This is a genomic window from Aeromonas rivuli (assembly GCF_000820045.1).
GTDB lineage: Bacteria > Pseudomonadota > Gammaproteobacteria > Enterobacterales > Aeromonadaceae > Aeromonas > Aeromonas rivuli.
In genome coordinates this window covers 15899-28122 of record NZ_CDBJ01000062.1, presented here as the reverse complement: position 1 = coordinate 28122, position 12224 = coordinate 15899, and the positions used below count along the sequence as shown (strand labels likewise).

Here is a 12224-nt window from a genome sequence, read left to right as displayed (position 1 = left end):
CGTCTTGCTTTATCTCTCTTTTAGCCTGTGACCGGGCTTAGCGCACGGGCTTGCCCTTGAGCCATTTGCGCACCCAGTAGCGTGCGGGATGCAGGGCGGCCAGCAGATCCGTGGCCAAGGGCAGGGGATCGCCGCAGATCTCGCTGGCGAGCAGTTCACCGCACAGCGGCGCCGAACAGAGCCCGCGCGACCCCAGCGCCCCCAGCACAAACAGGCCCGGGTAGGTCGGTAGCGGGTGTTCGGGGCGCGCCTTGAGCGCCAGCGACTCCAGCTCGCTCAGGGCCTGGACCCGGGCAACGGCGCCCACCACCGGCAAGTGATCCCGGCTGGCGCTGCGCACCCCGACCCGGGCCTCATTGCCGCTGACATCCACCTCGTCTGGCCACTGCTGACTCGGCAGGCAGGCGTGCAGCCGGGCCTTGTTGTGAACCTGCTCGGCGGCGCTGAAGGCCAGGCCGCTCTGGTTACGGCCATAGCTGGCACCGATGCAGTGATAACCAGCATGGCCAGGGGTGAGATAGCCGTCATAGCAGAGTACCGTCTTGAGCTGCTGCAACACCGGGTTGGTCGGCACATGGCTCACCTGACCGCGCACCGGGTAGAGGGGAAGTTCCGCAAAGGGGAGCAGGGCGGGCAGTTGATGACCGGCTGCCACCACCAGATTGGGGGCCTGCCACTGGCGGCCATCGGCCGCGGTCACGTGCCAGCCATCGCTGTGCTCGTCGACAGTGGTGATGGGGGTGCCATATGCCAGCTGGAGCAGGCCGCTGGCCTGCGCCTCATCGAGGGCGGCACGGGTCAAATCAGCCGGACAGAGCCAGCCCCCCAACGGATAGCTGACGCCACCAAGGCCCATGGGCAGGCCGCAGGCTTGCGCCACCTCGGCGTCGGTCAAGGGGCGCATCAGCTCGGTGGGGAAGGGACCTTGCGCCATCTTGTCCAGTTTTTGCGCCGACTTCTCATCAAAGCCCAGCTGCACCACGCCGCACAGCTCGAAGGCGATGGGGTGCCGTTTGGCCAGCTGCAACAGTCGCTGGCGGGCAAAGCCGAAGGCGAGGGCATAGAAGCGTGACAGGGCATCGTGTTCGCCGCCCAGCAGCGGATACAGGGCCCCCTGCCGGTTGCCGGAGGCGCCGGTCGCAGGCTTGTCATCTTCACACAACAAGGTGACGCGTCGGCCCCGCTCCACGAGCGACAGTGCCGTCATGGCCGAGGCGATGCCCCCTCCGATGATGAGCACCTCGCCGGGGCGCCCCGCGGGACGGGCGTAGCACGGGGCCAGGCTCGGGGCATCTTGTTTGTCCTGGCGATAACCGGCCAGCATGGTGCGCTTGTTGCCATGGCCCCTGACCTTGTTGATGTGAAAACCGGCGTCAATCAGACCGCGGCGCACGAAGCCGGCGCAGGTAAAGGTGGCGACGCTGGCACTGGGTCGGGCGAGGCGGGCCAGATCGTCAAACAGCGCCTGGGTCCACATCTCGGGATTCTTGGCCGGCGAGAAGCCATCCAGATACCAGGCATCGATGAGGCCATCGGCGGGGCAGGGCCACTGGGGCAGGGCGTCTTTGATGTCGCCGAGCCAGAGATCGAGGCGCACCCGTCCCCCTGCAAACAGCAGGCGATGGCACCCCTCGACCGCCAGCGGCCACTGGGCGACCAAGTCGGCGCTGAAGGTGGCCAGCTCGGGCCAGACGGCGAGGGCCTGGGCCAGATCGTCCCTGGTCAAAGGGAATTTTTCGACGCTGATAAAGTGCAGACGCGAGCCGTTGCCGGCTTGGGGGCCATGTTCCAGAAAGGCGGCCATTGTGGCGAGGAAGTTAAGGCCGGTGCCAAAACCTGTTTCACCCACCACAAAACTGTCACTGTCGTGATGGCAGAATCGTGCCGGCAGGCCATTTTGCAGTAAAAAGACGTAGCGGCTTTCACTTAGACCGTTATCATTGGAAAAGTAGACATCGCCGAAGTCACTGGAAATCGGAGTTCCCGCTTCATTCCAGTCTAATTGGGCATGATGTAAGGATGTTTGACTCACGTTTTCCTCTGCTCGCGTCACTTGATCGCGGGCATTCTACGTGAAAGCAGACCAGTTTGGCAGCCGAAAGCGGGTAGACTTGGCGCCAGTTTTTCCAGACGAGATGAATTAATGAGAAGAGCAGTGATCACCGGTATCGGCGTCATCTCCAGTATCGGCAACAACAAGGAAGAAGTGCTGGCCTCCCTGAAAGCAGGTAAATCTGGCATCACCTATTCCGAGCAGTTTGAACAATACAACCTGCGCAGCCGTGTCTGGGGTAACATCAAACTCGATCCCTCTGAGCTGATCGACCGCAAGGTCATGCGCTTCATGGGTGACGCCGCAGCCTATGCTTATCTCTCCATGCAGCAGGCCATCGCGGATGCCGGTCTGCCGGACGATCAGGTCTCCAACGAGCGTACCGGTATCGTGGTCGGCTCCGGCGGCGCCTCCGGCAAGAACACCTCCGAGTCTGCTGACATTGCCCGGGAGAAAGGGGTCAAGCGCGTGGGTCCCTACATGGTGCCGCGCACCATGTCCTCCACCACCTCTGCCTGCCTGGCGACCCCCTTCAAGATCAAGGGTGTCAACTACACCATCAGCTCCGCCTGTGCCACCTCTGCTCACTGCATCGGCCACGCGCTGGAACTGATCCAGCTTGGCAAGCAGGACATCATCTTCGCCGGCGGCGGCGAGGAGCTGGACTGGTCCTCCACCATCCAGTTTGATGCCATGGGCGCCCTCTCCACCAAGTACAATGACAACCCGGAAAAGGCATCCCGTACCTATGATGCGGACCGCGATGGTTTCGTCATCTCCGGTGGTGGCGGCATCCTGGTGGTCGAGGAGCTGGAACACGCTCTGGCCCGTGGTGCCCACATCTACGCCGAGATCACCGGTTACGGCGCCACCTCCGACGGCTACGACATGGTCGCCCCGAGCGGTGAAGGCGCGGTGCGTTGCATGAAGATGGCGATGCAGGAGGTCGGCACCGTGGACTACATCAACACCCACGGTACTTCCACCCCGGTCGGTGATACCAAGGAGCTGGAAGCCATCCAGACCCTGTTTGGCAGCACAGCGCCCAAGCTCTCCGCCACCAAGGCCATGACGGGCCATGCCCTGGGCGCCGCCGGTGTGCACGAGGCCGTCTACTCCCTGTTGATGATGCAGCATGGCTTCATCGCCCCCAGCATCAACATCGAGACCCTGGACGAGAAGGCCGTGGGCCTGCCCATAGTGCGTGAGTACGAAACGGCGGATCTCAATACCGTCATGTCCAACAGCTTCGGCTTTGGCGGTACCAACGCTTCCCTGGTATTCAGCAAGTTCAAGGGCTGAATCCCGTCGGGATAAATAACAGAAGGGCGCCTCAGGGCGCCCTTCTTGTTTTTGCTTATCCGGCTTTATGGTCGCATCAGGCCAGGGTGGGTTGGCAGGCCTGGTCCAGCAGCCGCTCCATATAGAGAGCACCATCACCGTATTCAGCCAGGGACTTGCGAGACTGAGCCGGGGCAAAGCCCTGGCGCAGCCAGAAAGCGGGGGCATCCTGCACCGCCACCAGTCCGAGCCTGGCGTAACCCGAGTGGCTGGCATGGTGCAACGCCTGATCCAGCAAGGCCTGGCCCAGCCCCAGACCGCGCGCTCTGGTTGAGACGGCGAGATCGTGCAGGTAGAACTCTTCATCGCCAGTCAGTGCCGCCATGGGGACCGAGAGAGGGGGCGGCTGATGTGCGTGCCAGGGGTGGCAGAGCAGATAGCCGAGCACGGCCCCCTTTATTTCGCCAACCCAGCAACATTGGGGGGCGAGTTCGGCCTTGTTGCGCATGACGCTAAGAGGCTCCGGAGCCAGTTGGCGGTAACACTCGGCCTGGATGGCCATGATCTGGGGCCAATCTTCGGGTGTGATGGGGCGGATCTGGATGCTCATGACGGTCGATTGAATCCTGATAACGGCCTCACAGCTTAACCAAGGGAGGGGACAAAGAGAAGGGCCCCTCTGGCTGCGATGTCGTCATGAAAAAAGGGGCCTCAGCCCCTTAATCTTCAATATATTGATTTAACTTAAAAATTCACACAGATAAGCGCTCGGTGTGCTCACCTTGAGGGAGAAGGAGGAGTGGCCTGGTACCTCGAAAGCTTCCCCCTGGCCATAGGTCTGCCAGTCGCTGGCACCGGCCAACTGTATGGTCAGACTCCCCTTGATCACCGTCATGCGCTCGGGGGCGGCGGTATTGAACAGGTAATCGCCGGCTGCCATGACACCAACTGTGGATTGCTCACCGTTTTGCTCGAAGCCGATGGATTTTACATTTCCGTCAAAATACTCGTTTACTTTCAGCATCTTTCTATCCCTGTATATGCGGTTACCGAGTCAAGCTAGCACAGATAATAGTCTGTGGGCATAGTAAAATCGTGATTTTTTAACTTGTTCCTTTTGAATCTTAACTTTGTTGCAAACTTATCAATAAATCTTCGTCATAAATTAGCGATTTAAAACAGCAGATAAATATGAGATAAAACCGCCCGGCAGGGGAATGAGCAGCAGTTCATTCCCCTGTTTGGTGAATTGCACTAGGAAAGTGTGACATTTATTCGTTTAAGGAACATTTTGTGTTAACTAAAGGACTCATTAAGAACATTGGCTTCCAGGTTGTGGTTGCCATGCTGCTGGGCACGCTGGTCGGATTGCTCATGGGCGAGCAAGCCTCCGTCTTTGCCCCCCTTGGCAGCCTCTTTATCCAGCTCATCAAGATGCTGGTGATCCCTCTGGTGGCCGTGGCCATCATCTCGGGGGCCGCCAATCTGGGCGCCAGCCCGGCGGCGGGCAAGATCGGGGGCACGACCCTGGTATTCTTCCTCGGTACCTCTGCCCTGGCCGTTTTCCTGGCGCTGATGATGGGACAAGTGTTCCAACCGGGGACCGGGGTCGATCTCAGCTCGATGAAATCACTCTTCTCCGGCGACTATGCCGACAAGGGTGAGCTGCCGGATGCGGTTGCCACCTTGCTTGGCATGATACCGACCAACGTCTTCCAGTCCCTCAACGAGGCGAACATTCTGCAGATCCTGGTATTCTGCATGTTCCTCGGCATTGCGCTGGCCAAGCAGCCGCAGGCGCGGGTCAAGCCGCTGATCGATGGCCTCAATACCCTGGTCGATGCCTTCGTATGGATGATCAACAAGGTGATGCTGATAGCACCACTGGGGGTATTCGGTCTGATGGCCGATGCCATCGGCACCTATGGCTTTGACGTCCTCTCACTGGTATTCAACCTGTTTGTGGTGTACGTGGCCGCCATCCTGGTGTTCGGTTTCATCATCTACCCGCTGCTGATCGCCGTCTTCTCCAACACCCCTGTGCTCAAGTACCTGTCGGCCATGAAGAAGGCCCAGGTGGTTGCCTTCTCTACCGCATCCTCCATGGCGACGCTGCCAGTCACCATGGAAGTGTGCGAGAAAGAGCTCAAGGTGAGCAACAGCACGGCCGCCTTCGTGCTGCCCCTGGGCGCGACCATCAACATGAGCGGCAACGCCATCTATTACGGTCTGGTCGCCATCTTCTTCGCTCAGGTGTTCAACATCGATCTCTCTCTGGGAGCCTGGGTTGCCATCATACTGACCTCCACCCTGGGGGCCATCGGTCAGGCAGGGGTGCCGGGTCCGAGCTTCCTGGTGGTGGCCGTGCTGCTTGCCGCGGGCATCCCCATCGAGGGTCTGCCGCTGTTGTTTGCGCTGGATCGTCTGTTTGACATGATCCGTACCGCCCTCAACATCACCGGCGATGCGGCTTGCGCCATCATAGTGGACAGATTCAGTCCGGATTATGATGCTGCCCGCTGGCAGAAATAGGATCAGGGCGATTGACCTGACGGATCCCCTGTTTGGGAGCCATTGACAGCAAGAGGGGCCATTGTGGCCCCTCTTTTTTATCTCTGCTGTCCTGAGGCTGGCGATACCGTCCGAGCCAATGGCGCGCGGGGTGGTGCCAGCTGTGACGCGCCCTGAGCCACGACTCTTTGCCTTCTTATCCGTTGGCCCCTTCACGCTCTTCGCAGCCAAGCTGCTGCAAGGCGTGCTGGCAGCGTTGCTTGGCGGCGTCCAGTTCCAGCAGCACCATCTTGATGTCCTCCAGCTGCTGGCCCAGGGTCTGGCGCTTCTCCTCGATCAGGGAGAGCATGCTGCGCAGCTGGGTGCGGCTGCTCTTGTCGGCGTCATAGAGATCGAACAGCTCGCGAATGTCGGCCAGGCTGAAACCCAGGCGTTTGCCACGCAGGGTCAGCTTGAGGCGCACCTTGTCCTGACGGCTGTAAATGCGGGTCTGACCCTGACGGGTCGGAGTCAACAGGCCCTGATCCTCATAAAAGCGGATGCTGCGGGTGGTGACATCAAACTCTTTGGCCAGCTCGCTGATGCTGTAGCTGCGGGCCTCATCCTTGGGGGGCATCCTGGTATCGTCCTGGCTGTCAATCTTGGTTGGCACCTTACCCAAAGCGCTGCTTGCTCGCAAGTGCTTGTCCTCCAAGGGACATCCCCTTATGTTACCGATATGTAATGAGCAGAGTCAGCGAGATGGAGTGTGTGTCTTTCAAGGGGCCGCGCTTCAACATCAAGTTGGTGAAATGTCATCGGGAGAGTCATCGAGATGGAGTGTGTGTCTTGCAAGGGGCCGCGCTTCACGTTGGTGAAAAAGTCATCGGGAGAGTCATTGAGATGGATATCGTCATAGTTGCCGCCAAACGCACCCCCATGGGGGCCTTCCAGGGAGCCCTTTCCACCTTGAGTGCCGCCGAGCTCGGTGCCTGCGCCCTGGCGGCCACCCTGAAGGCGGCGGGTGTCAACGCAAGTAGGATAGACGAGGTGTTGATGGGCAATGTGCTGGCGGCGGGCATGGGGCAGGCTCCGGCACGTCAGGCAGCCCTTGGTGCGGGTCTGCCGGTGAGTGTGCCTTGCACCACGGTCAACAAGGTGTGTGGCTCGGGCATGAAGGCGGTGATGCTGGCTGCCGACAGCCTGCGCCTGGGGCAGGGGGAGATGATATTGGCGGGGGGGATGGAGAGCATGAGCCGTGCCCCTTACCTGCTCGACAAGGCGCGCAGCGGTTTTCGAATGGGCCATCAACAAGTGCAGGACAGCCTCTTCCTCGACGGTTTGCAGGATGCCTATGACGGCCAGTTGATGGGGGTCCATGCCCAGGCGAGTGCAGATCGGGCCGCCATGAGCCGCGCCGATATGGATGCCTTTGCCATGGGCTCCCTGGAACGGGCCTTGCGCGCCCAGCGGGAGGGAGATTTTGCCGCCGAGCTGGCCGAGGTCTATCAGGCAGGCAAACTGCTGCTGGCCGAGGATGAGCAACCCGGCAAGGCGCGTCCGGACAAGATCCCCAGCCTTAGGCCTGCGTTCAAGCCAGATGGCACCATCACGGCGGCCAACAGCAGCTCCATCTCGGATGGGGCCGCGGCGCTGCTGCTGATGCGTGAAGAGACGGCACTGGCCCAAGGCTTGGTGCCGCTGGCCCGGATCCGGGGTTATTTGAGTCATGCGGGTCTACCTGCCGAGTTCGTTTCGGCGCCGGTGAGCGCCATCAATCGTCTGCTGGCTCAGCTTGGCTGGCGCAGTGATGAGGTGGATCTCTATGAGGTGAACGAGGCCTTTGCCATGGTGAGCATGCTGGCGATGCAAGGATGCGGCATCGGGGCCGAGCGACTCAACGTCAATGGCGGCGCCTGCGCCCTGGGTCACCCCCTGGGGGCGAGTGGCGCCCGGGTGCTGGTGACCCTGCTCCATGCCTTGCGAGCACGGGGACTGAAGCGGGGCATGGCATCCCTGTGCATTGGCGGCGGCGAAGCCACTGCCCTGGCACTGGAGCTTGTCTAGTCCTTGTTCATGGCGCTCAGCTGTTCGTTTACCCAGGCAGTGGCGCTCAGATAGAGCTGGCTGACCTTCTCTTCATTGAGGCCCAGGCGTGCGGTGCGCATCTGCACCCTGGGCCAGTTTGCATTCTCATAATCTTCACAAAACGCCAGATAGAAGCCGAGCTGGCCCTCGCGGGCCAGCAGGGCCTGGCGGATCTCGTCGGTGATGGGCACGCTGCCGAGCAGGGTCCCCATGGATTGCTCCATCAACACATCCAGCAAGGAGAATAGCCCCGCCATAAAGGCTTGCTGACTCTGGGTGGCCGGGGCATGGGCCAGGGCCAGCAGCTCGCAGAAGCGGGCCCGGATGAGCGACATCTGATAGAGCTCGGCACTCTTGCCCTGACCGGCACTGCTGGCCGCTATCAGGGTCACGAAGCGCTTGAGCTGGGCATGACCCAGATAGATGGCTGCCTGGCGGAAGGAGGCGATGGGCTTGCTGCGCCCCTTGAGGTTGTTGACGTAACGCAGCAGCTTGAGGGAGAGGGAGACATCCTGGCCAAGCAGTTGCTCTATCTTGTCGAGATTGGGCTCGGGTTGATTGACCTCGTTGAGCAGCTGGATCACCACCATCTGGGTCGGCTGCATGGTGGCGCGCTTGACCATTTCGGGGCGACTGAAGAAGAAACCCTGAAACAGACTGATGCCCAGCGCCTGGGTCTGTTCGAACTCCTGCTTGCTCTCTACCTTCTCGGCCAGGTAGGTGAGGGCCAGGTGCTGATGGCGGCGGATAAAGTCGTCTATCTGGGACAGGCTGCTCAGACGCAGGTCAAACTTGATGATCTGGATCCAGGGCAGGAAACGCTCCCAATCCGAGGACATGCTGAAATCGTCAAGGGCCAGCCGGTAGCCGAGCTGGTTGAGCTGTTTGACCTTGGCCAGCAGGGCATCATCGGGCATCGCATCTTCGAGGATCTCGATCACCACCTGTTCGGGGGGCAGACACTCCGCCAATCCGTCCAGCAGGGAGTCGTGGGAGAAATTGATAAAACAGGGCCGCCCGCCGAGCAGCTGGTCAATGTTCTGCTGCAAAAATTGCTCGACCACCAGGCGCGAGGTGGCTTGCTGGGAGGAGATGAGCGGGAAGACGTTGTCCAGGCTATCGCGAAACAGCAGCTCATAGGCATGGGTCCGCAGTTTGCTGTCGAGGATCGGCTGCCTGGCCACGTAGGAATACATGGAACTCTCCGTGATGAATGTTGGCTTGATAGTATGGCGAAGCGGCGGACTATGCCAGCTTGCCGGGGACAAGCAAGGGTAATAACGCCTGGGGCTCGCGGCGACAGGTCAGTATCTGGCGATTGCCCGGCAAGGGCGTGCTCGGCTCGATCTCTTGAGGGGGGAGGGGGCGGCGTAAATCCTGCGTGGCTGCGTCACGTCTCTCCTGTCGCCCAAGGAGAAAGAGGCTCCCTTCCGGGAGCCATGAGTCATGATCATTCACTCGTCGGCCGTGGCGATCAGAACAGATAGTTGAGCTGCAGGCCGGCCAGCCAGGCGTCCCCTTCGGAGCTGCCCTCGAAGGTGGAGGTGGTGGCGGCTATGCCCGGTTTGAGCTCCATGGACTCACTGACTGCCGCCTGCTTGCCATCGATAAAGGTCAGTCCCAGATCCAGGCTCAGCGCCGGGCTGAAGCGATAGCCTGTGCCCAGGCTATACCAGACACGATCCGAGTCCGGGATTGAGATGGTGCGACGTTCGGCGGGCACCGGGCTCTTGTCATAGGCGAGACCGGATCTCAGCTGCCAGTCCGGGGTCAGCTGATAGGTCAGGCCCAGGGCATAGCGCCAGCTATCCTGCCACTGCTCATCCTTGATGTGCATGGTGCCGTGATGATCCAGCTCGGCCTCGAGCTGGGTAAAGCGGCTCCAGTTGGTCCAGTTGATGCTTGAATGGACGGCCAGCGCCGGGGTGAGCTGATGGAACAGCGCCAGCTCGGCACTGGCTGGCAAGGCGAGATCCAGCTTGCCCTTGTCCTCGAAGGGCCGCCCCTGTTCATCGATGCCCATGGCATCGCCCTCGAGGGTGAGGGTCACATCATGGCGATAGGAGAGGCCGACCCGGGTCTGTGGCGAATACTCATAGAGTGCGCCCAGGTTCCAGCCCAGGGCCCAACCATCCCCCTTGAGGTGCTTGGCGATCATCTCATTGGCGGGGAAGGTGCCCCCCACTTCGCCTTCGCCCTGAATGGCATTGAGGCCAGCACCAAGGGACCAATGCTGATTGAGGCGATAAGCCAGGGCCAACCCCAGATCCACAGTGCGAATGTCGGAGACATTGCCGAAGTGTCCGGCGTTGTAGGGTGTGGGCATCTCGACCCCCAAGCCGAAGTAGGCGTTGGCAGACAGACCCAGCCGCCACTCTTCATTGAGGGGAATGATGAGCGACAGATTGGGCACCCAGGCGGCATCGGCGATGTCATGGGCGCTGGCATCCAGGGTGACCGGGCCGTGGGCGGTCGGTACCCGGGTCTCTCCTTCTATGTTCACATCGGGACGGACATAGACGACGCCGCCCGAGAAGGCCATCTGCTCGAAGCGGGTCATGGCCGCGGCATTGCGCGACAGCACGCTGGCATTGTCTGCAATGGCGGCCTCACCGGCGAAGGCGCGCCCCATGCCGGTGGCAGATTGCTCGGCGAGCTGGAAACCGGCGGCTTGCACCAGGGTGGGGCAAAGCAGCAGGGCGAGCAGACTGGGAGTGGACGGACGAACTACAGTGCTTCTTACGCTCATATCAGCATTTTTTATTGTATATAAAATGGAGACGGGATTTTATATGGTACGACCACCATTGCAATCCGGCGTATGGTGCCGCGCTAAAAAGAGGAGGAAATCCTGAGAACGAACGGATAACAGGCTGATAAAAAAGGAAAAGCGTACAGCTGTTTGCTACAGATGTACGCCGAACTGGCAGAGTGGCAAAAAAAAGAGCGCCCCAGGGCGCTCTTTTCGATGCTCGGTTATCAGAACATCATGTTGAACTGGGCAGAGGCCAGGAAGGCGTTGCCGTGGGAGGTGCCCTGCCAGCGCAGGGGGCTGTCATGGCCGGTCAGACCTTCGTTGACATCGACGGACTTGCCATCGATATAGGCCATGCCGAAGTCGATGCTCATGTCAGTATCGATGTGGTAAGTAGCGCCAGCGCTGTACCAGATACGATCCGAGTCAGGAATACTCAGGCTGCGGTATTCGGCCTCGATGGGGGTGTTGTCGTAGGCGAAACCGATGCGCGCTTCCCAAGCCGGGTTGACATACCAGGTGCCGCCGAGTGCATAACGTACCGAGTCCTTGAACTTCTCTGGCTTGTAGAGGCAGACCCCGGCACCGTCGGTGCTGACACAGCTGTCGCTGGTGGCGTTCAGCTCTTCGAAGGAGCTCCAGTCGGTCCAGTTGACCGAGTAGTGCACGGCAAATTGCTGGTTCAGACGGTGGTAACCGGCAAATTCTGCCTGCGCAGGCATGTCCAGCCCCAGTTTTCCATCAACGGTCTGGAAACCGGAGGAGGTGCCTTCGTAATCACCTTCGAAGGTGATGTCGACCTGGGAGCGGTAGGTCAGAGCGAAGCGGTTGTTCTCGTTGTACTCATACATGGTGCCGACGTTCCAGCCCCAACCCCAGTCATCACCCTTCATGTGGGCGAGTTTGGTACTGGGACTGACAGGAGCGCCGCCGAGCTGTTGACTGACGACGGGGGCCAGGGCACCGGCACGGCGGTTCAATTCAGCTTCGGCATAGACCAGATTCAAACCGGCACCAACGCTCCAGTTGGAGTCGATGCGGTAGGCGATGTTGGGGTTGATGTTGATGGTCATCAACTCGGTGTTACCCGCCACTGCGCCACCGGAGAAGTCATCCGAGTACTCGGTAGAGAGGCCGTAGTTGGAGAACATCGCCAGACCCCAGGCCCACTGTTCATTGATGGGCTGGATGAAATAGGCGGCCGGCACGAACGCATCCGGGGCGATATTGCTCTCGCTGGAGTTGGATCCCTTTACTGGACCGACATAGATATTGCCGTCGACATCCACATCCGGGTGGATATAGGTGCCAGCGACAGAGACCGCCATCTTGTCAAAGCGGGTCATCGCAGCCGGGTTGCGGGCCAGTACGGCGGCGTTGTCGGCAATGGCGGCTTCACCGGCAAAAGCACGACCCAGGCCGGAGGCTGAGTGTTCATTGAGCTGGAAGGCAGCTGCAAAGGTTTGGGTGCTGGCCAGTGTGAGGGCGGCGGCAATCAGGCTTTTCTTGAAAAAGGCAGTAGTCATGGAGTTCTCTCTATTTTTTGGCAGATTTTTT

10 protein-coding genes are annotated in these 12224 nt (G+C 60.3%); 3 read left to right on the top strand and 7 right to left on the bottom strand.

What is annotated here, in order from left to right:
* Window positions 1-37: 37 nt before the first annotated feature.
* Complete coding sequence (mnmC, locus tag BN1130_RS14520; RefSeq protein WP_198135288.1) at window positions 38-2053, bottom strand: bifunctional tRNA (5-methylaminomethyl-2-thiouridine)(34)-methyltransferase MnmC2/FAD-dependent 5-carboxymethylaminomethyl-2-thiouridine(34) oxidoreductase MnmC1; 2016 nt, start codon at window positions 2051-2053, stop codon at window positions 38-40.
* A 90-nt stretch (window positions 2054-2143) separates the two neighbouring features.
* On the opposite strand from mnmC, the gene fabB reads away from it, so the two are divergent.
* Entirely contained in the window at window positions 2144-3355 is a 1212-nt protein-coding gene (gene fabB / locus BN1130_RS14515; RefSeq protein WP_042042842.1) for a beta-ketoacyl-ACP synthase I, read from the top strand.
* A 76-nt stretch (window positions 3356-3431) separates the two neighbouring features.
* Here fabB and BN1130_RS14510 read toward each other — a convergent pair whose 3' ends face one another.
* Together BN1130_RS14510 and ppnP are read right to left on the bottom strand one after the other, a co-directional pair.
* Window positions 3432-3944 carry a GNAT family N-acetyltransferase gene (locus BN1130_RS14510; protein ID WP_042042840.1) on the bottom strand — a complete coding sequence of 171 codons (513 nt, stop codon included), beginning with the start codon at window positions 3942-3944 and terminating at the stop codon, window positions 3432-3434.
* Between the two features lie 129 nt (window positions 3945-4073).
* Window positions 4074-4358, bottom strand: a complete 285-nt coding sequence (gene ppnP / locus BN1130_RS14505; RefSeq protein WP_042042839.1) for a pyrimidine/purine nucleoside phosphorylase — start codon at window positions 4356-4358, stop codon at window positions 4074-4076.
* A 269-nt stretch (window positions 4359-4627) separates the two neighbouring features.
* Between ppnP and BN1130_RS14500 the strand changes: the two genes are divergently transcribed.
* Window positions 4628-5866 carry a dicarboxylate/amino acid:cation symporter gene (locus BN1130_RS14500; RefSeq protein ID WP_042042838.1) on the top strand — a complete coding sequence of 413 codons (1239 nt, stop codon included), beginning with the start codon at window positions 4628-4630 and terminating at the stop codon, window positions 5864-5866.
* Between the two features lie 175 nt (window positions 5867-6041).
* Here the strand turns inward: BN1130_RS14500 and BN1130_RS14495 are convergent, their stop codons facing one another.
* Complete coding sequence (locus tag BN1130_RS14495) at window positions 6042-6461, bottom strand: MerR family transcriptional regulator (RefSeq protein WP_042042927.1); 420 nt, start codon at window positions 6459-6461, stop codon at window positions 6042-6044.
* A 266-nt stretch (window positions 6462-6727) separates the two neighbouring features.
* Here BN1130_RS14495 and BN1130_RS14490 point away from each other — a divergent pair, with 266 nt between their 5' ends.
* Complete coding sequence (locus BN1130_RS14490; protein WP_042042926.1) at window positions 6728-7891, top strand: thiolase family protein; 1164 nt, start codon at window positions 6728-6730, stop codon at window positions 7889-7891.
* On the opposite strand, the gene BN1130_RS14485 is transcribed toward BN1130_RS14490, so the two are convergent.
* The 3 genes from BN1130_RS14485 to BN1130_RS14475 all read right to left on the bottom strand — a co-directional run bounded on the left by BN1130_RS14485 (window position 7888) and on the right by BN1130_RS14475 (window position 12193).
* Entirely contained in the window at window positions 7888-9108 is a 1221-nt protein-coding gene (locus BN1130_RS14485; protein WP_042042837.1) for an EAL and HDOD domain-containing protein, read from the bottom strand. The two genes, BN1130_RS14490 and BN1130_RS14485, sit on opposite strands and share 4 nt — an antisense overlap.
* 278 nt (window positions 9109-9386) lie before the next feature.
* Window positions 9387-10661: an outer membrane protein transport protein gene (locus BN1130_RS14480; RefSeq protein WP_042042836.1), complete on the bottom strand. Its 1275-nt coding sequence runs from the start codon at window positions 10659-10661 to the stop codon at window positions 9387-9389.
* Window positions 10662-10891: 230 nt separating this feature from the next.
* Window positions 10892-12193 carry an outer membrane protein transport protein gene (locus BN1130_RS14475; RefSeq protein ID WP_042042835.1) on the bottom strand — a complete coding sequence of 434 codons (1302 nt, stop codon included), beginning with the start codon at window positions 12191-12193 and terminating at the stop codon, window positions 10892-10894.
* Window positions 12194-12224 lie beyond the last annotated feature (31 nt).

Bases quoted from the DNA above. Each gene is read 5' to 3' on its own strand.
- fabB (WP_042042842.1), top strand. From the start codon at position 2,144: ATGAGAAGAGCAGTGATCACCGGTATCGGCGTCATCTCCAGTATCGGC.
- BN1130_RS14510 (WP_042042840.1), bottom strand. From the start codon at position 3,944: ATGAGCATCCAGATCCGCCCCATCACACCCGAAGATTGGCCCCAGATC.
- ppnP (WP_042042839.1), bottom strand. From the start codon at position 4,358: ATGCTGAAAGTAAACGAGTATTTTGACGGAAATGTAAAATCCATCGGC.
- BN1130_RS14495 (WP_042042927.1), bottom strand. From the start codon at position 6,461: ATGCCCCCCAAGGATGAGGCCCGCAGCTACAGCATCAGCGAGCTGGCC.
- BN1130_RS14490 (WP_042042926.1), top strand. From the start codon at position 6,728: ATGGATATCGTCATAGTTGCCGCCAAACGCACCCCCATGGGGGCCTTC.
- BN1130_RS14485 (WP_042042837.1), bottom strand. From the start codon at position 9,108: ATGTATTCCTACGTGGCCAGGCAGCCGATCCTCGACAGCAAACTGCGG.
- BN1130_RS14480 (WP_042042836.1), bottom strand. From the start codon at position 10,661: ATGAGCGTAAGAAGCACTGTAGTTCGTCCGTCCACTCCCAGTCTGCTC.
- BN1130_RS14475 (WP_042042835.1), bottom strand. From the start codon at position 12,193: ATGACTACTGCCTTTTTCAAGAAAAGCCTGATTGCCGCCGCCCTCACA.